Raw genomic sequence first — 20,697 nt, 5'->3', positions numbered from 1 at the left:
ATGAACGCATTAAAGAATTTAAGCCTGATTTTGTTGCTTTCTCTGGCATTTACAGGCTGCCACAACAAAAGCTCAAAAATCAATGATTTCAACCTGCTGCTTTATGCTCCCGAATATGCCTCCGGCTTCGACATCAAAGGGGCGGGCGGGAAGGAAAGCGTACTGATAACCGTCAGGAATCCCTGGCAGGGAGCGGACAGTGTAACCACATGGCTGTTTATCGTCCGCAACGGTGAAGAGGTTCCCGAAGGGTTTGCAGGACAGGTACTCAAAGGAGACGCCAAACGCATCGTGGCGATGTCTTCCACTCATATCGCCATGCTTGACGCAATCGGTGAAGTCCGGTGTATAACCGGCGTTTCGGGAATCGACTACATTTCCAACCCAGACATCCAAGCCCGCCGCGACAGTATTGGCGATGTCGGCTATGAAGGGAACATCAACTACGAGTTGCTGCTCTCGCTCGATCCCGACCTCGTTCTGCTCTATGGGGTGAACGGCGCAAGCGCAATGGAAAGCAAACTCGAAGAACTCGACATACCGTTCATGTATGTCGGCGATTATCTTGAAGAGTCGCCTCTCGGCAAGGCCGAATGGATGGTAGTGCTTTCAGAAGTCACAGGAAAACGTGAGAAGGGTGAAAAAGCCTTTGCCGCAATCCCGGTCAAATACAACGCCTTGAAAAAGAAAGTGGCCGACAGTACCCTCGGCACTCCTTCGGTTATGCTTAATGTTCCCTATGGCGACTCGTGGTTCATGCCTTCAACCCAAAGTTATGTAGCCCGCTTGATTACTGATGCGGGAGGCCGCTATATCTACCAGAAGAACACGGGAAACGCTTCTATCCCCATTGACTTAGAAGAAGCATATCTGCTCGCGTCGGATGCGGACATGTGGCTGAACGTGGGAATGGCGAACTCCCTTGACGACTTGAAGGCATCATGTCCGAAATTCACCGATACCCGATGTTTCAAAAATGGAGAGGTGTATAACAACAACGCCCGTACCAACACAGCCGGGGGTAACGACTATTACGAGTCTGCCGTCGTGAATCCTGACATCGTGCTCCGCGACCTCGTGAAGATATTCCATCCTGAACTGGTGCAGGAAGAGTGTGTGTATTACAAGCAACTGAAATAGATGCGTTCCCGTTCGACTATATTATTCTCCATATTGATTACGCTCACGGTCGGTCTTTTTTTACTGGACTTGGCCGTGGGAGCTGTCAACATTCCGATCCGCGATGTATGGGCAGCACTGACCGGGGGAAATTGTTCCCGTGCCACGGAAAAAATCGTACTCAACATACGCCTCATAAAAGCTATAGTGGCACTGTTGGCCGGGGCTGCCTTATCGGTCAGCGGTCTTCAGATGCAGACCCTCTTCCGTAATCCTCTTGCCGGTCCCTATGTCCTTGGCATCAGTTCCGGTGCAAGTCTCGGTGTGGCACTTGTGGTACTTGCCGGGATCGGTTCATCAATAGGCATTGCCGGAGCAGCGTGGGTGGGTGCGGCTGTCGTGTTGCTCGTGATAACTGCCGTCGGACAGCGAATAAAAGACATCATGGTAATCCTGATTCTGGGCATGATGTTCTCATCGGGCGTAGGTGCTGTCGTGCAGATATTGCAGTACCTCAGCAAAGAGGAATCGCTGAAAGCCTTTGTCATTTGGACGATGGGGGCTTTGGGTGACGTCACCTCCGGACAACTTCTGATTCTTGTTCCATCGGTGTTTGCCGGACTGCTGTTGGCGGTACTGACCATCAAACCGCTTAACCTCCTGCTGTTCGGAGAGGAATATGCCGTAACAATGGGACTGAATATTCGGCGTTCACGCAGCCTGTTGTTTCTCTCGACAACGCTGCTCGCCGGAACGATAACCGCTTTTTGCGGTCCGATAGGTTTCATAGGTCTCGCTATGCCTCATGTCACAAGAATGCTTTTCCAAAATAGCGATCATCATGTCCTTCTGCCCGGAACAATTCTTTCGGGATCATCGATATTGCTTCTTTGCGACATCATTTCTAAAATATTCACCTTGCCGATCAACGCCATTACAGCTCTATTGGGAATCCCAATCGTCGTATGGGTGGTTTTACGCAACAAATCCATCACCGCATGATAGAATTACAGCATTTTTCCATAGGTTACAAAGAAAACTCGTTGCTCCACGAGGTAAATGCCACGATAAAAAAAGGTCAACTGACAGCCCTTATCGGAAGAAACGGGACAGGAAAATCGACGTTGCTCCGCGCCATAGCCGGTCTGAACCGGTGTTATTCCGGAAAAATCATTCTCGACGGGCACGACATCGCCTGCATGAAAACCGAAGATATGGCAAAAACGCTGGCTGTCGTCACGACCGAGCGCACGCGCATCGCCAACCTGCGGTGCAAGGATGTCGTAGCCATAGGCCGTGCTCCTTATACCAACTGGATAGGTAGGATGCAAGAAACAGATAAGGAGATAGTCATGCAATCGCTCATTTCGGTGGGAATGGAGGCTTATGCAAACCGCACGATGGATAAAATGTCGGATGGCGAATGCCAGCGTGTGATGATTGCTCGTGCATTGGCACAGGATACTCCTATCATTCTCCTTGATGAACCGACTTCCTTTCTTGACATGCCTAATCGCTACGAACTTGTGGCGTTGCTTCGTAGGCTTGTCCACGACGAGAAAAAATGTATCATGTTCTCGACACATGAACTTGACATCGCGTTGTCCATGTGCGATTCGATAGCATTGTTAGATACCCCGAATTTAAGTTGCTTGACCGCGTCTGAAATGCAGAAAAGCGGATACATTGACAGACTTTTCCAAAATGAAAACATCCGTTTCGACTCCTTATGCGGTACAATGATTTTGAAACAATGAGTATATACACTGTAGAAAATTTTACTTCAGACATCACTGTTGAAGGATATATCGCCGAATTCCGTGACGAACCACATTTTCTTGAACTTTGCAAACAATGTACCAATTACGGTAAAAGTTGGGGGTGTCCTCCATTTGATTTTGATACGGAATCGTTTCTCCGACAATACAAGTATGCACATCTTATGGCAACGAAGATAATCCCTGAAGACAAAGATATTCCGATTGAATATACACAAAAACTCATTTTACCGGAACGGATACGAATCGAGAGCGAATTATTGGATATGGAACGGAAATATGGAGGGCGTTCATTTGCCTATATAGGTAAATGTCTTCACTGCTCAGATAACGAGTGTACGCGTAACTGCGGCACACCATGCCGACACCCGGAAAAAGTGCGTCCGTCACTCGAAGCCTTCGGATTTGACATAGCCAAAACGCTTTCTGAACTTTTTAACATCGAACTTCTTTGGGGAAAGGATGGCAAATTACCTGAATATCTTGTTCTCGTAAGCGGATTTTTTCATAATGAATACGAACTTTGCAACATAGCATACTAATGATTCGGACATGAAATAAACAGACAAACTAACCACATTCGGTTCAATCTGTTTTGTGATTTCAAATGAATTATAGTTAGATATGTAAAAAGCGACGCTGGAGCTTGAAATAAGTAACGGTTTATCGGTGTATTCTCCGTTAAACCGTCCTGTTTTCGTTAAACGAAAACACAACTTGCTGTCCCCTAATGGGGACAACATTCTCCAATAGGAATTGTGTATCAGCCCATTGTACGGCTATTCTCCTGTGATTTTCGGGTCATTTCCATCAGGCATTTGCCGGCTGCTCTCCCCATAAAAAGGTGGCTGTCTCTCCTGAATCATGTGACTTACGCCCATAATTCAGGAATAAGGGAGACGTATGTACTGGAAATCTGCCCTTTCCATACCCTATTCTCCATTAATGGATTGTTATTTTTACACTTCTGCAAATGGAGAATGGCAGGTAGCCGTATACACCTTATTGTTTTTCTTCATTGTCTCCATTAATGGATTGTTACTTTTACACATCTACAAAAGGAGAATGGGCTGTGAACCGTATATGCCTTATGGCTTTCCTTCATTGTCTCCATTAACGGATTGCTACTTATACACATCTGCAAATGAAGAATGGGCATGTAACCGTGTATGTCTTATGGTTTCTTTTCCTTGTCTCCATTGATGGATTGCTACTTCTACACATCTGCAAATGAAGAATGAGCATGTAACCGTGTATGCCTTATGGTTTTCCTTCATTGTCTCCTTTGACGGATTGTTACTTCTACACTTCTGCAAATGGAGAATGGGCAGTGAATCGTATATGCCTTATGGCTTTCCTTCACTGTCTCCTTTGACGGATTGTTACTTTTACACTTCTACAAATGGAGAATGGGCAGTGAACCGTATATGCTTTATGGCCTTCCTTCACTGTCTCCTTTGACGGATTGTTACTTCTACACTTCTGCAAATGGAGAATGGGCATGTAACCGTGTATGCCTTATGGTTTTCCTTCATTGTCTCCATTAATGGATTGTCACTTCTACACTTCTGCAAATGGAGAACGTGCATGTAGCCGTGTACGCCTTATGTTTTTTCTTCCTTGTCTCCATTAACGGATTGATATTTTTACACTTCCACAGACCGATAATTCAAGAATCCGTATCAGGACGGATGCATGCTCCCACACCTGCCCATAAGGATTTGAAAGGGGCGGTGGACAAGGAACGGAATCCCGCCGCTTTTCCACGCCGCTACGGACAGTAGGATTCTGACGTCACTCCTGCATGGGAAGAACCATCCGGATGGAACCATATGTTCGTCCCCCCGTCATGTGTATCATGACAATCCCCGACTTTGGATGACTATAAGTGACAGGTGGTTCCGTCCTGTCCTCTTCTTTTTTTATTTTGTATTCCGAAACAATGCCAGTTGTGTAATTTAATAATTTAAGATTTTAAGACAATGGATTCAGAAAAGGAAAAGAACCGGCTTTCCGATATCGTTCTCGAGAGGGTCGGACTCACGGGAAACCTTCTGTCAGCTCCCGTTTCCCCATCCCCGGAACCGGCGGTGGATATGCCGGGTCATGAAAGGCAGGTCCGTGCAGGGAAAGTGACAGCCCCGGAAGAATACAAGAGGAGGTTTCTGGTTCCCGCTCCCAAGTCTGTGGAGTGGAAGACCGCGTATATTGACGGGAGGCTGCACCGCCGGATCGCCATGCTGGTCAGGGCCGCCGGTTGCGGCAGCATCTCCGGGTTTATCATCCGGCTGCTGGAGCTCCATATGGAGGAACATAGGGAGGATATCGCCGCCCTGCTCGGTGAGGTCTACCGTCCCTGGGATGAGGACGGGCAGCCGGGAGAACCGGCCCGCCGATAAAATGTTGTCATTGTCCAAGAAGATATATCATGACAGGAAAGAACGTAAAAGACCGGATGGGTCCCGGCGGGATGGACGCGGACCGCATCCGTGAGATCATGGGGGAAGCACCTGCCTGTCCCCGGAAGGGACGTGGAACGTCCGGTAACGACATAATGCGTCCCGCAAGGAAAAGCGGCCCCATGCAGCCGTCCGTCTATGGGGAGGAATACCTGCATGGCATTGCGGGCGTGCAGCGCCGGTCACTGCATATTCCTGCCGCCCTGCACCGGAAACTGTCCATCCTGGCGGGAGCCTCGAGAAATGGAACGGTCACGCTGGAGGGGTTCATCAACCACCTTGTATCGCGGCATCTGGAAGAATACAGGGAAACGGTGGAGATGATTCTGGAAGAGTCCCTGCCCGACCGGTCATAATAGTGTTTAACATTTAATGCAAGAAGTATGATGAAAAAAGAAAAAGAGTTGTTGGTTGCCGTCGCCAGCCAGAAGGGTGGCGTGGGAAAATCCGTCTTTACGGTACTGCTGGCCAGTGTGCTGCATTACCGCAAAGGCCTGCGTGTGGCGGTTGTGGACTGTGACTACCCGCAGCACAGCATCGCCCTGATGCGTGAGAGGGACATGGAGAGTGTCATGAAAAATGACGACCTGAAGGTGAGCCTTTACCGGCAGCACGAGAGAATCCGGAAGCCTGCCTATCCGGTCATCAAAAGCGATCCGGAAAAGGCGGTGGAGGACCTGCATCGTTATATGGACGAAAAGGGGGAAACTTTCGATATCGTGCTTTTCGACCTTCCCGGAACGCTCCGCAGCGAGGGGGTGGTCTATACTGTTGCCGCGATGGACTACATTTTCGTCCCGCTCAAGGCGGACAACATCGTCATGCAGAGTTCCCTGCAGTTTACCAAGGCTCTGGAAGAGGAGCTGGTCGCCAGGAAGAACTGCAACCTGAAAGGGACCTGGCTGTTCTGGAACATGGTGGACAGGAGGGGGCGGAAGGACCTGTATGACGCCTGGAACCGGGTCATCGACAAGATGGGGCTGCGGCTGCTGTCCTCACACATTCCGAACACCCTCCGCTACAACAGGGAGGCGGACCCTGTCTGCAAGGGTGTCTTCCGTTCCACGCTGTTTCCACCCGATCCCCATCAGGAGAAAGGCTCCGGCCTTCCTGAACTGGTGGAGGAGATATGCCGTACCATCGGCCTGGAGGAACCCGATACCGACCGGTAGCGGATGTCAGGGTATAGACACCTTAAATAAGGACTTTTAGCCTAAGATAAAGTAAGCTAATAGCATGATAATAAAGCTCTTATAATTACGATTTCTCCTATGAAAGCATTACCTTAGTAGTGTAATAATAAAGGAGGTAACAAGTTATGAACGAGCAAATTAGAAGCATTTTAGCACAAGAGACAACAAAGACAAGCAAGATCCGGCAGCTGTATCTTTTAGGTGTTCCCCGCGCGGAAATCGCAAGAATGGTAACCAACGGCAATTACGGTTTTGTGGTGAATGCCCTGCGCCGGATGAATGAGTGTGGGGACGGTCCGAATATCCATCCGTCGACAGCTGCGTTGGACTATGCTTTCAACCGCAAGTTCGGTATCGAGATCGAGGCCTACAACTGTTCCCGTGAACGGCTTGCACGCGAGCTCAAGGAAGCCGGCATCGAGGTTACGGTGGAAGGTTATAACCATACCACCCGTCCGCATTGGAAGCTCGTGACGGACAGCAGCCTGAGCGGCAACGACACCTTCGAGCTGCTCAGTCCGATCCTGGTCGGTGAAACCGGACTGCGGGAACTGGAGAAGGTCTGCTGGGTGCTTGACTTGTGTGACGTGAAAGTGAACGAGAGCTGCGGTCTTCACGTGTATATCGATGCCACCGGTTTCAACATGGAGACCTGGCGTAACCTGGCTTTGAGCTACAAGCATCTGGAACCGGTCATCGACCGGTTCATGCCGGCCTCCCGTAGGGACAACCGCTATTGCCGCGGACTGGGGCACGTCTCTGATGAGATGATACGTTCCGCCCGGACTGTGGACGAGTTGAAAGGAAGGATCGGCGACCGTTACCATAAGGTGAACCTCGAGGCCTACTCACGGCACAAGACGGTCGAGTTCCGCCAGCATTCGGGAACGACCAACTTCACAAAAATGCGTAACTGGGTGCTGTTTCTCCACAAATTGGTTACCTTTGCCACAAGGGAACATGTGCCTGCGGCCACCACGCTCAGTGACATCCCCTTCCTGGACAGTGAGCAGAAACTATATTATAAATTGAGGACTAAAAAATTATCGGCATGAACAAGCATATGTATATTTTGGCGGACGGCGGCAGGATTGCCGCTTCCGGCCCTTCCGAGTTTGTACGCCTCCTGCGTGAGGGCAGCTGGTTTGACAGCGAGTGCACCGACGAGGAGTACATGGTGAATTTCTCCGGGCGGTACAGGGAACTGCACGGGGTGACGGTGAGGACCGACACGCCGGAGCATTTCATGGACGACCTGAAAAAGTACGGTTACATCAAGGGCTGAGAGGCCCGTTCCTTTATTGTTACGTTCCCTGCCGGTTCATTCATCTCCGGTGGGGATTTTTTTCTTTTTTCACGGTATCTGATCTCCGCCGTATCCTGTTTTCCGGAGGCTGGTTTCACGACCTCCTTCCTCAATCATTTTTTTCTCTTTTCATACTGCTATCAACGGATTGTCGTACTTTTACACACAATCCCGGCAATATCGGGAAGAATCCCGGGCTCTCGCCGGACTGCCATTTGTCATATCTTTTGCCGGCATTGACTATTTATGTCTATATATGACTATAACTGACAAGGTATTCCCTCATACATTTACTCTTTTTTTCTTTGCGACGTAGGACGACAATCCGCCACCGGGAACGTCCGCCTGACCAAACACCCGGTTATCACATGGAATTAATGTATAAATCAGAAGTTATGGTTATGGACAGCATTGAAAGGAACCCCCAAATCCGTATCATATCGACGGGAAGAAGATGCCGGATATACGTTGCTGCTAAAGGTTCATATTTGAACCGCATTTCCGGGGACCGGAAAGAGGTGGCGCCCACAAGGACTTTTCATCACCGGTCGGAAAGTAAAAAGGCGATAACGGAGAAACGGTAAAAAATATATTGAACTCCTTCTTCAAACAGCTCCGGAGGGGGAGTCGGAAACCACGACACCCAGCCGGAAGTGCCTTTGGAAAGTATTTTGAACTGTATTTCAATAATTTGAGTTTCTGACAGGAAGCTATTTAAAATGGAAAGAAAAATGGACTATAATAAGAAAACTGAATATGGTTAACGATAATTAGTATATTTATGCAGTTGTCGTGCATGGAAAGCTCGTCGGGGCTGACTGCTCAGCCCCTATTCTTATGGATTACGCAAGCGAATTTTGATAATTTCTCGAAAAAAAAGCATCCGTCCTAATTACAGCGAACATAATCGTAACTAATTTCGCTCTAACTGCATTCAGAACCGACATCTTATTTTTTCCCTCTTCGACCTTTCTGTCATAATATTTCTTCAATGGACTATTTTTCACTTGTGAAACAGATAGTGCCGCCATATGTAGCAAATGCTTGATGCTTTTGTCAGCCCTATTAGATACTCTATTTTTAGAACGTTGGCTACTTCCTGACACATAGACGAACGGAACAACTCCTGCATGACAGCAAAACTTCCTGGGATCAGTAAAAGAAGTGAAAGCATCTGTTTCCATGATCATCTTCAGTGCAACACGTTCCCCAACTCCATCCACAGACATGAGTAAATCCATTTGATGAGCAATGACAGGTGCTTGATTTATAAGTTCTTTTATTTCAAGGTCTATTTGTGCTATGTAATCCGTAAATGTATTGATAATCCCTTCAACTCTATTGCATTTAGCAATATATATTGAGTGTTCCATATAGTCTACCTGATCTTTTAGCTGGGATTGATATTTAGCCCTATCTGCAACAAGCATACTGCGTTCTGTTGATAAGTTTTTGAGTTTTTGTATTATAAGCTCTGATGCGGTATACGGTTGTAGGCAATCATTATATCTTTCTGCATACATTGCTATTCGGCAGGCATCTATTTTATCATTTTTGCCACGAGGTATTCCATGACAATATTTTATTTTAGCTGCATCTTCCAAACATAAGTAGACTCCTATACTTTTTGTTGCACAGACCAAAGGATAGGTATATTGCCCTGTATGTTCCGCACAGACAACCAAACTGTCCTCAGAGAGGAAAAATTTCTCAAACGTTCTTGTTAACCAAGATTTAATAGAGGATAGATCATTAGGAATAACATCATAAAGGATGTCCTTACCGTTACTCCTTAAACATAAATCCAATTTTTTCTTACTCACATCAACTCCTAAATAAAAAACTTTCATACTTTTGTTTTTGAACATTAAACAAAAAAGAAAGGACCTGAACTTGACCTAATAATCTTAAACAGGTTTACTGAAATTCTTATATGGGTTTGAGTTCAAGGAAGGAGCAAAAGGACCGAATAGGGACTTAGACTTGACTTCTATTGCCGCTGATGGTTTTCCTTTTGCTTTCCTTTCAATATCAATTCAAAGATAAATATTTTGATGCTGCAAATCTAAGGTTGCCGCATGGCGTTCCCTCCGCAGATGAGTATTTACGGTTTCTCGGACTTGAACCCATCGACATACGGTTTTCCTTGCGTGACCACAGCGAAGGCTTGCCTTATAAGTTTGTTGGCGACAGCAACGACCGCCACCTTGCCTGGCTTGCCGTTAGACCGCAAACGGTCGAAACAAGCCTTGCACTCGGCATTACACCTGAGTGACGAGAAAGCCGCCACATAGAGCTGGCTTCTGAGGTTTGAATCCCCGTTCTGGTTGATGTGACCTTTGACATTGACTGACGTACCGAACTGTTGGTAAATAGGTGACAGGCCCAGATAGCCGGGGTGTTGTAGGTAATCGAATATGCAGAAAATAGTAAATATCTTGTTTACAGGTATTTAATTCTTTGTTCTGCATGTGTTCCGAGCAATAAAATTGCAGAATCGGGCAGGTTTGACGGTAAGTTATGTTACTTATCCGTTACCTGCCCGAAATGCTTTGATTTGCATTTAAGGCATTTGTTTTCAGTTCGTTGCATCGAATTTCCGCATAACAAATAACTTGACATTTACGTTTAACCCATCCAAAAGTTCAAGTTATTATGCAACGCAGCACTTTCAAAGTCCTTTTCTATGTGAAAAGGCAAGCCGAGAAATCGGGTCAGGTTCCCATTATGGGCCGTATCACCATCAACGGCACGATGTCGCAGTTCAGCTGCAAACTCACCGTTCGTTCTTCTCTCTGGGATGCCAAAGCGAACAAGGCGGCAGGTAAGAGCCTCGAATCGCAGCGCATCAACGAGAAGCTGGAAAATATCAAGACCAATATCGGCAAGCAATACCAACGCCTCTGCGACCGTGATTCGTATGTCACGGCCGAAAAGGTTCGCAACGCCTTCCTCGGTATGGGTGACGACTGCCGCCTGCTGTTGCAGACTTTTGACGAATACCTCGCAGGCTTTCTCAAACGTGTGGGCAAAGACCGCGCCTATTCCACCTACGAGGATTACTGTCTGCGTCGCAGGCGTCTCGCCGCTTTCCTCGAATACGAATACCACGTCAAGGACATTCCTTTCAAAGAGCTGAAGCGGGATTTTATCGAAAAGTTCGTCGTCTACCTCTCTACGGTAAAGGGGCTTGCTTCCGGGACGATCTGTGCCGGAGTCAAGAAACTGCGTCTGATGACCTACACGGCGTATAAGAACGGCTGGATTTCTGTCGATCCTTTCGCGGGGTTCCATGTCAGACCCCAATACGCCGAACGACGCTATTTGTCCGCTTCGGAATTGCAGGCCGTCATGGACGTCGAACTTCCCAACTACCGAACAGGCATCAACCGGGATGTCTTCGTTTTCTGCGCCTTTACGGGCCTGAGCCATTCGGACGTTGCAAAGCTGACTCACGCCGATATTCACACGGACGACAACGGGGATCATTGGATCATCGACAAACGGCAAAAGACAGGTACGCAGTTCCGTGTCAAGCTCCTTCCCGTCGCTGAAATGCTCTACAAGCGTTATAAGGATACATATCGCACAAGCAAGAAGGTTTTTCCGCTTAAAGGCACTTATAAAACACTGAACATGTCGTTACGTCATGTTGCCAGACATGCTGGTCTGTCGTTCAACCCGACGATCCACATGGCGCGGCATACCTTTGCCACAACGGTCACGCTTACGCAGGGCGTACCTCTGGAAACGGTCAGCAAGATGCTGGGACATAAACATATCACCACGACCCAAATCTACGCCCAAATTACCAATGACAAAATCGGGCAGGATATGGCGGCGTTGAGCGAAAAACTCGACAGCGTCTTCAAGATTGCGCAATAACCCGGCGTTATCCCGGAATATCGTATATCTAATATTCCCTATTTCCGCCGGCAGGGAATTAAACACCGGAGCTGAAAATCCGCAAGGCCATGCGAATCGCCCGAAAGGCGAGCCTTGCGTATTTCCATCTCCGGCATTTTGCTGGCCGCTACCGTCGGAATAGGCGACTTTCTGCGCCCCGGACGCTACCCAACGGGCGGCTGCTCCGCAGCACGCATATCAGAAGCCCGAAGTAACCGGTCATTGCATTGCCTGTTCAAAACGGTCGTCTGTTGTTCTTTTTTTCGTGGAGATAATTCAGCTCGTCGCTGTAAATTGCGATTACGAAGCGCAGCATATTGTCGGCCAAAGCCGTAAGCCTTGTCGTGTCATCACCCAACAGGTGGAGTATTTCCGACACTTTGTGCTTGGTTCGGGTACTGACATAGATCGCCGAGCGGTTACGGCAATCCACCGACGCGAAGAACGTGCGTTCGAAATCCGGCAGCGCGATCTTTTTACGCCGGAATCCGGAAGACTCCTTTACGGGAGTCGTTTGGGTGCCGACGTCTGTTTTTTCAGCAGTCGGTGCCGATACTCCGGATACCGTTTCCGATGTGTTTCCCTCAGGAGTGTCCGTATCTTCCTCTTCCGGTTCGGGAATCCTGCGGACGACTTTCGAATCCAAAGGGGCCTGTCCGGCGATCATCTGACGCATCAGCTCCTCGTCGACTTCGATACGGGGATGTTTAGAAGGATTGGGTGCAGGTTTGTCTGTTTCTTTCAATGAATCCATGGTGCAACGTTTTTGAGATTGATTGTTAGCTATACTGTCGTAAAGCGTGTATGTCCGGTTTTATGTTTTAAACCATTCAAAATACCGTTTTCCGTTTCATGCGGTTTATATCGGGATAATGACCGGAATAAGAAAACCGACCTTTCATGCTGCAAGATACAACCGACTGAAATACCTCGGTTCCGATGTCCGCTCACGACCGCTCCAGTCCGCACCGATGGCTTTTTTTTGCGCCCGGACGGTTGTAATATTGCACCGGGAACCGACCCGTCCCCGGAAGCCGTAACGGAGGAGTTTTCAAACTTTCGATAGAAATTCTCCGGCGCGGATTTTTGTTTCTGCAAAGAAACAGCGAGCTGTACCTTTGTATGCCGAAAAGTTTTTCGGCATACGAAAGGTGCTCGCTCTGCGAGGCCGGGTGGCGTTCCCGAGTCACGCCACTTAAACTACCAGACTGATGACAACCACAAAAAAGAGGATCGGACGCCCGACAACGACAGATCCCAGAATCCACAGGTATAATTTCAAACTCACCACGGAAGAGAATATCCGCTTTAAGCAGATGCTTTGTAAGGCGGGATTGGAGCATAACCGCAGCCGATTTATCGTAAAACGCATCTTCGGCGAGGAGTTCGTTGTCGTTAAACGCGACCCTTCGAAAGTGCAGTTTATTGCCCGTCTGAATGACTTTTATTTCCAATTTCAAAAGCTCGGGAACAACTATAACCAGATTGTAAAAGCCATCAACGCGCACTTTTCTAACGTTGCTATCCCGCATCAGATCGCTATGCTGGAGCAGCGAACCCGCGAGTTGAAGGCCCTGAGCATCGAGATTCTGAACCTCACAAAACAGGCTAAGGAATGGTTGCGAATATAAGATCGGGCTCCTCGCCCGGTGGAGCGTTATACTACAATAAGGAGAAAGTGGATAAGGATGAAGCCGAGGTGCTGCTTTGGCAGAAGATGCTCGAACCATACGATAAATGCGGACGCCTTGATATTGACGTCTGCATGGAGAGCTTCATGCCGTACCTCGAAGCCAACCGCAGGACTACGAACACGGTTTTCCATGCCTCGCTGAACCCTTCACCGGAGGACAGGCTGACAGACGAACAGCTCCGGAAAATCGCCTGTGAGTACATGGAACGCATGGGTTACGGCGAACAGCCTTATATCGTTTTCAAGCACAAGGACATTTCCAGAGAGCATCTCCATATCGTGTCGCTGCGCGTCGATGAGCAGGGCCGCAAACTCCCGCATGATTTCGAGGCCCGACGTTCGATGGAGATATTGCGTGATCTGGAGTGTAAATACGGCCTGCAGCCGAGTGTCAAGGGGCAGGAACTGACGGACAGGGAGGGCCTGCGGAAAGTGAATTATCCCGAGGGGAATGTCAAGCAACGGATCTCGTCCGTCGTCCGGTCGTGCCTGCGAAATTACAAATGCTCGTCCTACGGAGAGTTTCGCACGCTGCTGGAACGCTTCAATATTTCGGTCGAAGAACGTACGGGAACTATCGACGGCAGAAATTATGCGGGGATTATCTACGGTGCCCTGACCGACGACGGATATGGAATCGGCACGCCGTTCAAATCGAGCAAAATAGGGAAAGATGTAGGTTATAAAGCCCTTCAAAGGTATTATGAAAACTCGAAAATAAAACTGAAAAAAGAAGGCACACTCGACCAGCTGCGGCAAACGGTCAAAGATGCTATGAGTCCGAACAATACACGGGACGAGTTTCGGCAGTTGCTCAAAGCGGAGAACATCGACGCGATCTTTCGCATCAACCCGGTCGGCAGAATCTATGGCGTGACTTTCATTGACCATAACAAAGGTATCGTTGCCAACGGGTCGGTATTGGGCAAAGAGTTTTCGGCGAATGTCTTCAACGAATTGTATCCGGCTCCGAAAGAGGTGCGGCAGGTTGCAGAACGACAAGCGGAACAGAAACACGAAGAGCAAAACCATGCCGCCAATCCTATTTCTGGCATTGTCGATACGGTATTGGATTTGGCCGACACGCGGGCTTATGAAGAACAGCAACGGCTGATACAACGGCGAAAAAAACGGAGATCACATAAGTAAGGGATATAGATGTATTAAAAATTATATGATATGTTCACAGGGTTGCATCATTCATTTTAATCACGGCATGCCTCACATTACGGGATATATGATGTCGAGCATCAGATATGAAGGGCGTATTTTCAATGTCAATGTCGAATCCTTCGAAAGGAAGAGGATTGATTGACGCAGTTGTTTTCGTTATGTGGAAGTCGCTATAATAATGTCAAACAGGAGCCATAAAGTCCGGCTTTTTATTTAAATAGTTTGTTTCTTATCCAAAATTCTTATCTTTGTAAATGAATACCTTATATTTCAGACGATATGCGCAAGGATGCTGTGCCGAAATAAAAATCGGGAACGCTATTTGATCGTCAAACTGAAAAACCAAAGCTATGAAAAAGATCATTTGTCTTATCGCAATGGCTCTGTTTACCGTGACGGGTTGTACGTCCGTGGAGATGAATCAAACAAAGACTGATACCCCAGATGATAATACGCAGGGAAACGCTACTACTTTGTCCTGCGCCGATTATACGCTGAATCCTCTTTGGAACTGGGCTGAAACGCCCGCCAATCAACTGATCGTGATTCGCAGCCAAGCGGAACTGGCGGATTTTATATTTCCCAACGACAAATTGCCCGAAGATATAGACTTCGAAAAGAACACGCTCCTTTTGGTTGCAGGACAGGCCACAAACGGAATCGAAAGCGTCAAAAAAAACTTTGTAAAGGCGGATGCTCAATATATATATTCCGTAACTTTTCTGCTGAACGACACCACCGAAGCCCCGAAATGGCGTGTAGCGCAGTTGGTTCCGTTTGTTCCGAGCGAAGCGAAAATATCGCTCGATCTGGAGATTAATTAGCCTCCTCCTGCTTTGCCAGCAGATAGTAGCAGGTCGTCGTGAAAAAATTTCTCACATAAGGTATTTTCCCGATAACTGGAGATAGTATGCGCGGTTTCAATCCGAATTTCACTTGATAATTCGGGTTTATGAAATATAGCCGCTGATTCACTATACGTAATCCCGTTGCCGTTACTAATTTATGGAAACCCTCGATAGTGATGCGCGTATCCCGAATTTCAAAAAAACATTTCACAGTACTTTCCTTTTCGCCGCATGCCCTGAACACGAAACGGAAAAGAGATCGGGGCAACAGGTGGATGTAAGGACAATTGGCGATAATCCGGTTCTTCGCCATTTGCTGATGTCCCCCGAACGGCATTTGCCATGCGGGGAATCCCAGATACAAAAGGCCGTCAGCTTTCAAAAAGGATTTTAAATGCAACATCAACCGCTCTTTTTCGGGAATATGCTCCAACGCATCGTGCAGGATAATCAGGTCGTAAGGTTGTGTGTCGCTGTAATCGAAAATGTCCGAACAGATAAACGTCCCTTTCAACCCCCTTTCGGCGAAAAGTGTCTTTGCGGTTTCGATTGACGGTTTATGAATATCTATTCCTGTTACCGTGGCCCCCTTTGCCGCAAAAATGGAAAGAATGCCGCCAAAGCCGCAACCGACCTCCATTACCCGGCAGTTACGGCCGAATTTCAAGGATGTGTGCTGTTCAATGTAAGGGAGATAATAGTTCCGGCAGGAAGTTGCTGTTTCTTCAAAGTAGGCGGAACGATCCTGATGGCGTGTTTGCATGGTGGAAATTTGAAAAAACAAAGGCGGAGAATCCGATTCTCCGCCTTATCGGTAAAAATTACTGTAAGGAAAGTTCTAATGACGAAGTGAGTTCGACGGTAAAAGGTTGTGTGATAATAATGCTCTTGGCGTTGGTAAACGTCAGCTTGGCATTATTCTTAACGGTTACGTTCGTCGCGGAAATCTCATCACCCGAAATAACAGTATCGGTTGTTACCGTCTTGTCGTTGAAATAGACGGTAGAACCTGTGTTTTTTGCCTTTATAACAGCGGCGTAAGCATCTACCAAACCATAGCCCATTTGGTTGTTCCAAGTTCCGTTGGTGTGGCCCGATTGGGTCGTATAGGAATAGTTGCCACACTTTTTAGCCGTACTTTCGATAATATCCGCAACCTGCTTTTGCGTCAAATCCGGATTTACGGAAAGAACCAATGCGGCAACCCCTGCGACAAGCGGACAAGCAAACGAAGTCCCGCTAATGGCGGATGAATAACCGCTATTAGTGGTGGTTGTAATAACATCCTCACCCGGTGCAACAACATCCAGAGCAGAACCATAATTGCTGAACGATGCCCGCATACCGCTGCTGCTGATTGCACCCACCGCTATAACTTCGGGATTACAATTTGCCGGATAACCAACGGTCGATTGATAATCATTGCCTGATGCAAACACAACGACGCACCCCTTTCCCGAACGTCCGTTTCTCAACGCATTGGAAATAGCATCGTCAATGACTTGGTATTTGACCGAAGAACCCCATGAATTCGAAATAACGGCAGCGCCATTATTGCAGGCAAAATTGATTGCATCGGCCCTTTTCTGCCGACTGTCGGGATTTCCCATAAGCGTATTACTTATAGACATCAGTTTGCAGTTAGGAGCTATTGAAGCGATGCCGATTCCATTATTGGTTTTAGCACTGATAAATCCAGAACAATTAGTCCCATGAGTGCCATAAACCTTGCTCGGACGAGTTCCGGTTTCACTGTCGTAGCTGATTGTGTGGACATTCAAATCGGGGTGATCTAACTGTATTCCATGATCGACAACAGCGACAATAATGTTTTCAGATCCTAAACTTTCTGCCCGCGCGTTTTCGAAGTTAATGTCTACTCCAGCGGTCGCCGTGTTTTTCAAATGCCACTGCGAACTGTAAAGCGGATCGTTTACCACGGCATATAAGTCATCGTCACACATCAAATCCGGCTGACAAGCCTCGAAAAGCCCGGTTTCATAAAATATGTTAGCCATGTCCAACGCATTGCCTGCGGATTCATTGGTGCAGGAAAGCGTGTACCAGTCACGCATATATCCGTTTCTGCCGAGTATCGTCACTTTGTTTTCTTCGGCGAACTGTTGGAGAGTACGCAAATCTTTTATAGATTTCACTTTTACATAAAATAGATGGCTCAATCCCGCTTCTTTTCCGTCGGGTAACGTGAAATAGGGGGCAGAATAAATTATAGCTGATGATTTCGCTGCGTTTAAATCATTTGTGGAAATCGTAGCCCAACTATAATCCTCCGCAGGCAAAGAGTTGTTTTCGTCGATTGGCTCCAAATGAGATGAAAGAACAACTTTCTGCATAGAAGTTTCCGCCTTGCTTGTGCCCGGTGCGGACGCTGTAAAGAGCGATGATAAACTATTGGCATCCGATGTTTTAAAAAGGATGAACTGTTTATCATTTTTCGGGGTCAGGTAAATTTTCTCTCCGTTATACCAATAATAGGTTCCAGTTACACCCGCGGCCCTCGTTTGCGGAGAACCCTCGTTCAGTTCTTCCGGCGACTTCTGGCAACTGGTGAATACTATTATCGACAGAAAGAAAATACCGATTATATTCAGTATTCTTTTCATAATAATTGGCGTTTAATTATTTTCCGGATTTGAGCGCTTCGATTTCTGCTTTCAGAGTTTCGATCTGGCTGTTAAGCTCCTGAATCGACTTGGTAAGCAGAGGAATCAATGCGCTGTAATTTACGACGCGGTGGCCCTCGCAATCCACGGCCACGATGTCGGGAAGTACCTGCTCGATCTCTTGGGCAATGAATCCCATTTCTTTGGGATTGGAAATACCCGTCGAACGTCGGCTGGTCTTGAAATAATGCGCCTTATCGGCCCATTCAAACGATACGGGACGCAGTTGCGCAAGGGTTGCCATTGCGTTACCTAACGACTGGATATTAGTTTTCGAAGCGGCATCGGAGTTCGTATAGACGTTACGGGCGTACAGGTCGATGAAACCGCCATTCTCCGTATCGTAGAGTACGAGTTTGTCGGAGTTGCTGGAAACGCGCGAATCTGCGGGGCCGAGGTCGAATTTTATCATCCGATCGCCGAATTTCCAACAATGTGCCCAACCCTCCCAATTAGTCATATATCCGTTATAACGCTCCATAGCGTTATAAACCAAATAACCATTCTGATATCTTAATTGTGCATGGCTATTAAATGCGATGAAACACAATACAATTAATGCTAATACTTTTTTCATGGCCTTGAAGTTTAAGTTAGTAGTGAATTTTTGTGTGTGTAATAAAGACTTGCACTAGAGAGTTTGGAATATGGTGGATTAGCAGTCTGACAATACGACTAGTAGCTACTTCTGTCCTCCCTTTCTTTGTCTTACATTGTGTTATTCGATGAATAAATCACCTGCAAAAATATTTTTGTCTATCGACAGTTCGATCGTGTAAAATCCCGGTTCCAGTTCGGGGATCGGAATGATGCTTTTCCCGTTGAAAAGGTCGAACTGTTCTGTAACCTGACCATAGTTGCCGGAAATTACCAACAGTCCCGTTTTACTCTCTGTGCCCGATGTAAAAATGACCTCTATTATATCCATCGAACGATCATAGAATACAAGCGGTGTGTTTTCTGATAGACAAACGGGGCCGCCGCCGACTTTTACCTGCTTGACGATAACCGCTTCTTTTGCTTGCTGCTTGCCGCCACCATATACTGAATGGATGCCGGAAAACAGCATGAACAAACCTACAATTACGAACATTGCAAAAGATAATTTTTCATAAGTTTATTCGATTTAGAGTGAGATATTTGTGTATTTCAAAATTAGAGCAAATGTCCCCGAAACCCAAAAAATAAGGGCCGCTAAAATTTTTCAAACAAGGAGAATTCCTGCCTGAAATACAGGCTATTATACACATCAAAAAGCCCGAAAATTTTTCAGTTTTCGGGCCTTGCTCTAATATGCTCTAAATCAGCAAATTACCAGCAAATCTTTATTGTCAACAAGTTTTGCTGGCAAAAATATTGATTATCTGATATTTACGAAATAATATTGAGAATCACATCTTTGGTTGTAATATGCGAAGCTATTATTTTCTTTTTCAAATGGAACTTCCGCATGTATATTGTTTTTAGCGTTTCATTGGTAATAACGCTTATCTGTTGCGGTGAAAATCCGGCATAGAGCAGGCATAGCAATTCCACGAAACATGGCTTGATTTTCGGATATTCGGACTTGAAATTAGAAATCACATTATCGTATTGTTGATTTAGGGTATTCTCTAAATCCGATATTATCGTTTTATCCAAAATCTTTTCGGATAAAATGCCTTTGACTTTCTTGGTAAGAGCCGGGGAATTTTCAAACTCGTAATAGGTTTTTGCAAGTTCTTTCAGGACTTGAAAGCGCGTATTAAGCAGTTCACTAATTTTTGCGGCATCGGGTATTTGCAATTTGGTCTTATTTAGTTCTTCAATCAGCGTCAGATATTCCTCGATTCTTTGTTTCTGCATCTTATTTCTGCGGTAGAAGATATAAATAATGCCGCAGATCGCTATGACTGAAACCAAAGCGATAATATAAATTACATTTTGTCTTACACTGGAGCGATAGCGTTCAAATTCCAAGCGTTCGTCTTTATATCGCAGTTCGGTTTCAGCCGCAGAATTATTCATATAGCTTAAATGTATCGAATCACATAAAGCAAGACACTCCTTCTGCATATAGCAGGCCGCTCGGTAATCCTCATTTAGCGTATAGGCTTCGGCAAGGAGAATTTTAGCTGCCGCATCGTTTTCGCGCGGCCCTCCAATATTGGCTGAAATCGCTGCGTTCAAATAATATTCGGCGCTGTCCGGTTTATTGATACGCAAATAATATTCCCCCAAAACACAGCAATCATTCGGCGATAAATCATCCGACAACTGGAGAAAACGGCCTACATAATCGTTGGTTTCGTTGGTTACGCCTTTGTTCGAAAGAATCCCGATTAAACAACGCAGGCAGTACACCTGAAAATCCTTATACCCGAATTGTTCGGATAGATTCAATGCTTCTCGATAATCCCGGAGCGCGTTGTCGTCTTCGTTCTCCATGTAGTAAACAGCGGCAATGGCAATTTTAGCGCTGACTTGGTGTTTGGTTTTATTTGCAGCCTGATAGTTTTCGTAGGCTTCTTGATAATAAAACAAAGCCCTTTGATAATT

General features: G+C 46.7%; 20 protein-coding genes and 1 pseudogene. 13 read left to right on the top strand and 8 right to left on the bottom strand.

Annotated features, from left to right (window positions below; genetic code table 11):
* The 9 genes from DWW03_RS13845 (at position 1) to DWW03_RS16670 (ending at position 7,834) form a co-directional block, all read left to right on the top strand.
* Positions 1–1,140: an ABC transporter substrate-binding protein gene (locus DWW03_RS13845; protein ID WP_011203112.1), complete on the top strand. Its 1,140-nt coding sequence runs from the start codon at positions 1–3 to the stop codon at positions 1,138–1,140.
* The gene (locus DWW03_RS13840) at positions 1,141–2,121 is read left to right on the top strand and encodes a FecCD family ABC transporter permease (protein ID WP_011203111.1); all 981 of its coding nucleotides are present in this window, start codon (positions 1,141–1,143) and stop codon (positions 2,119–2,121) included.
* Positions 2,118–2,876, top strand: a complete 759-nt coding sequence (locus DWW03_RS13835) for an ABC transporter ATP-binding protein (RefSeq protein ID WP_004289235.1) — start codon at positions 2,118–2,120, stop codon at positions 2,874–2,876. Before DWW03_RS13840 ends, DWW03_RS13835 begins: the two co-directional genes overlap by 4 nt.
* Positions 2,873–3,439, top strand: a complete 567-nt coding sequence (locus tag DWW03_RS13830; protein WP_004289236.1) for a DUF2284 domain-containing protein — start codon at positions 2,873–2,875, stop codon at positions 3,437–3,439. The genes DWW03_RS13835 and DWW03_RS13830 overlap by 4 nt, the downstream gene beginning before the upstream one ends.
* Before the next feature lie 1,440 nt (positions 3,440–4,879).
* Positions 4,880–5,296, top strand: a complete 417-nt coding sequence (locus DWW03_RS13805) for a DUF3408 domain-containing protein (RefSeq protein ID WP_004329593.1) — start codon at positions 4,880–4,882, stop codon at positions 5,294–5,296.
* A 29-nt stretch (positions 5,297–5,325) separates the two neighbouring features.
* Positions 5,326–5,712 carry a DUF3408 domain-containing protein gene (locus DWW03_RS13800; RefSeq protein ID WP_004329592.1) on the top strand — a complete coding sequence of 129 codons (387 nt, stop codon included), beginning with the start codon at positions 5,326–5,328 and terminating at the stop codon, positions 5,710–5,712.
* 27 nt (positions 5,713–5,739) lie between these two features.
* Positions 5,740–6,528 (top strand): ParA family protein, encoded by a 789-nt coding sequence (locus DWW03_RS13795; RefSeq protein WP_004329591.1) that lies wholly within the window; start codon positions 5,740–5,742, stop codon positions 6,526–6,528.
* Between the two features lie 146 nt (positions 6,529–6,674).
* Positions 6,675–7,604: an amidoligase family protein gene (locus tag DWW03_RS13790; protein ID WP_011203107.1), complete on the top strand. Its 930-nt coding sequence runs from the start codon at positions 6,675–6,677 to the stop codon at positions 7,602–7,604.
* Positions 7,601–7,834 carry a hypothetical protein gene (locus tag DWW03_RS16670; RefSeq protein WP_015547183.1) on the top strand — a complete coding sequence of 78 codons (234 nt, stop codon included), beginning with the start codon at positions 7,601–7,603 and terminating at the stop codon, positions 7,832–7,834. Before DWW03_RS13790 ends, DWW03_RS16670 begins: the two co-directional genes overlap by 4 nt.
* Before the next feature lie 863 nt (positions 7,835–8,697).
* On the opposite strand, the gene DWW03_RS13775 is transcribed toward DWW03_RS16670, so the two are convergent.
* Complete coding sequence (locus DWW03_RS13775) at positions 8,698–9,705, bottom strand: IS110 family transposase (protein WP_004307071.1); 1,008 nt, start codon at positions 9,703–9,705, stop codon at positions 8,698–8,700.
* A 254-nt stretch (positions 9,706–9,959) separates the two neighbouring features.
* Positions 9,960–10,247 (bottom strand): annotated as a pseudogene (locus DWW03_RS13770) (transposase); the annotation flags it as partial.
* 263 nt (positions 10,248–10,510) lie between these two features.
* Between DWW03_RS13770 and DWW03_RS13765 the strand changes: the two are divergent.
* Positions 10,511–11,740: a site-specific integrase gene (locus tag DWW03_RS13765; protein ID WP_019150828.1), complete on the top strand. Its 1,230-nt coding sequence runs from the start codon at positions 10,511–10,513 to the stop codon at positions 11,738–11,740.
* 256 nt (positions 11,741–11,996) lie between these two features.
* Here the strand turns inward: DWW03_RS13765 and DWW03_RS13760 are convergent, their stop codons facing one another.
* Complete coding sequence (locus DWW03_RS13760; RefSeq protein WP_018695195.1) at positions 11,997–12,515, bottom strand: DUF3408 domain-containing protein; 519 nt, start codon at positions 12,513–12,515, stop codon at positions 11,997–11,999.
* Between the two features lie 457 nt (positions 12,516–12,972).
* Here DWW03_RS13760 and DWW03_RS13755 point away from each other — a divergent pair, with 457 nt between their 5' ends.
* The 3 genes from DWW03_RS13755 (at position 12,973) to DWW03_RS13745 (ending at position 15,451) form a co-directional block, all read left to right on the top strand.
* The gene (locus DWW03_RS13755; RefSeq protein ID WP_018695194.1) at positions 12,973–13,392 is read left to right on the top strand and encodes a mobilization protein; all 420 of its coding nucleotides are present in this window, start codon (positions 12,973–12,975) and stop codon (positions 13,390–13,392) included.
* Positions 13,377–14,603, top strand: coding sequence for a conjugal transfer protein MobB (gene mobB, locus DWW03_RS13750; protein WP_019150830.1), 1,227 nt, complete (start codon positions 13,377–13,379; stop codon positions 14,601–14,603). Before DWW03_RS13755 ends, mobB begins: the two co-directional genes overlap by 16 nt.
* A gap of 374 nt (positions 14,604–14,977) precedes the next feature.
* Positions 14,978–15,451, top strand: coding sequence for a hypothetical protein (locus DWW03_RS13745; protein WP_018695192.1), 474 nt, complete (start codon positions 14,978–14,980; stop codon positions 15,449–15,451).
* On the opposite strand, the gene DWW03_RS13740 is transcribed toward DWW03_RS13745, so the two are convergent.
* From DWW03_RS13740 to DWW03_RS13720, 5 genes are all read right to left on the bottom strand, one after another.
* A complete protein-coding gene (locus DWW03_RS13740; RefSeq protein ID WP_019150831.1) occupies positions 15,444–16,238 on the bottom strand; it encodes a class I SAM-dependent methyltransferase in 795 nt (264 codons plus the stop codon). The genes DWW03_RS13745 and DWW03_RS13740 overlap by 8 nt on opposite strands.
* Positions 16,239–16,296: 58 nt before the next feature.
* Positions 16,297–18,099, bottom strand: a complete 1,803-nt coding sequence (locus tag DWW03_RS17005) for a S8 family peptidase (protein ID WP_018695190.1) — start codon at positions 18,097–18,099, stop codon at positions 16,297–16,299.
* A gap of 16 nt (positions 18,100–18,115) precedes the next feature.
* Entirely contained in the window at positions 18,116–18,736 is a 621-nt protein-coding gene (locus DWW03_RS13730) for a tail fiber domain-containing protein (protein WP_227901104.1), read from the bottom strand.
* Positions 18,737–18,877: 141 nt separating this feature from the next.
* Positions 18,878–19,252, bottom strand: coding sequence for a hypothetical protein (locus DWW03_RS13725; protein WP_019150833.1), 375 nt, complete (start codon positions 19,250–19,252; stop codon positions 18,878–18,880).
* A 278-nt stretch (positions 19,253–19,530) separates the two neighbouring features.
* Positions 19,531–20,697 (bottom strand): tetratricopeptide repeat protein (locus tag DWW03_RS13720; protein WP_118406911.1); only part of this gene is annotated, 1,167 nt, incomplete at its 5' end.

Origin of the sequence: Alistipes sp. AF14-19 (genome assembly GCF_003461645.1) — a bacterium.
GTDB classification, from domain to species: Bacteria; Bacteroidota; Bacteroidia; order Bacteroidales; family Rikenellaceae; genus Alistipes; species Alistipes shahii.
Note: the sequence above shows the minus strand (reverse complement) of the source record. Positions and strands in the feature narration are given on the sequence as shown.

What these genes read in the sequence shown, in the direction of transcription:
- DWW03_RS17005 (WP_018695190.1), bottom strand. Translation starts at nt 18,099, where the DNA reads ATGAAAAGAATACTGAATATAATCGGTATTTTCTTTCTGTCGATAATA.
- DWW03_RS13805 (WP_004329593.1), top strand. Translation starts at nt 4,880, where the DNA reads ATGGATTCAGAAAAGGAAAAGAACCGGCTTTCCGATATCGTTCTCGAG.
- DWW03_RS13755 (WP_018695194.1), top strand. Translation starts at nt 12,973, where the DNA reads ATGACAACCACAAAAAAGAGGATCGGACGCCCGACAACGACAGATCCC.
- DWW03_RS13765 (WP_019150828.1), top strand. Translation starts at nt 10,511, where the DNA reads ATGCAACGCAGCACTTTCAAAGTCCTTTTCTATGTGAAAAGGCAAGCC.
- DWW03_RS13840 (WP_011203111.1), top strand. Translation starts at nt 1,141, where the DNA reads ATGCGTTCCCGTTCGACTATATTATTCTCCATATTGATTACGCTCACG.
- DWW03_RS13830 (WP_004289236.1), top strand. Translation starts at nt 2,873, where the DNA reads ATGAGTATATACACTGTAGAAAATTTTACTTCAGACATCACTGTTGAA.
- DWW03_RS13835 (WP_004289235.1), top strand. Translation starts at nt 2,118, where the DNA reads ATGATAGAATTACAGCATTTTTCCATAGGTTACAAAGAAAACTCGTTG.
- DWW03_RS13760 (WP_018695195.1), bottom strand. Translation starts at nt 12,515, where the DNA reads ATGGATTCATTGAAAGAAACAGACAAACCTGCACCCAATCCTTCTAAA.
- DWW03_RS13730 (WP_227901104.1), bottom strand. Translation starts at nt 18,736, where the DNA reads ATGAAAAAAGTATTAGCATTAATTGTATTGTGTTTCATCGCATTTAAT.
- DWW03_RS13845 (WP_011203112.1), top strand. Translation starts at nt 1, where the DNA reads ATGAACGCATTAAAGAATTTAAGCCTGATTTTGTTGCTTTCTCTGGCA.
- DWW03_RS16670 (WP_015547183.1), top strand. Translation starts at nt 7,601, where the DNA reads ATGAACAAGCATATGTATATTTTGGCGGACGGCGGCAGGATTGCCGCT.
- DWW03_RS13775 (WP_004307071.1), bottom strand. Translation starts at nt 9,705, where the DNA reads ATGAAAGTTTTTTATTTAGGAGTTGATGTGAGTAAGAAAAAATTGGAT.
- DWW03_RS13745 (WP_018695192.1), top strand. Translation starts at nt 14,978, where the DNA reads ATGAAAAAGATCATTTGTCTTATCGCAATGGCTCTGTTTACCGTGACG.
- DWW03_RS13795 (WP_004329591.1), top strand. Translation starts at nt 5,740, where the DNA reads ATGATGAAAAAAGAAAAAGAGTTGTTGGTTGCCGTCGCCAGCCAGAAG.
- DWW03_RS13740 (WP_019150831.1), bottom strand. Translation starts at nt 16,238, where the DNA reads ATGCAAACACGCCATCAGGATCGTTCCGCCTACTTTGAAGAAACAGCA.
- mobB (WP_019150830.1), top strand. Translation starts at nt 13,377, where the DNA reads ATGGTTGCGAATATAAGATCGGGCTCCTCGCCCGGTGGAGCGTTATAC.
- DWW03_RS13800 (WP_004329592.1), top strand. Translation starts at nt 5,326, where the DNA reads ATGACAGGAAAGAACGTAAAAGACCGGATGGGTCCCGGCGGGATGGAC.
- DWW03_RS13725 (WP_019150833.1), bottom strand. Translation starts at nt 19,252, where the DNA reads ATGTTCGTAATTGTAGGTTTGTTCATGCTGTTTTCCGGCATCCATTCA.
- DWW03_RS13790 (WP_011203107.1), top strand. Translation starts at nt 6,675, where the DNA reads ATGAACGAGCAAATTAGAAGCATTTTAGCACAAGAGACAACAAAGACA.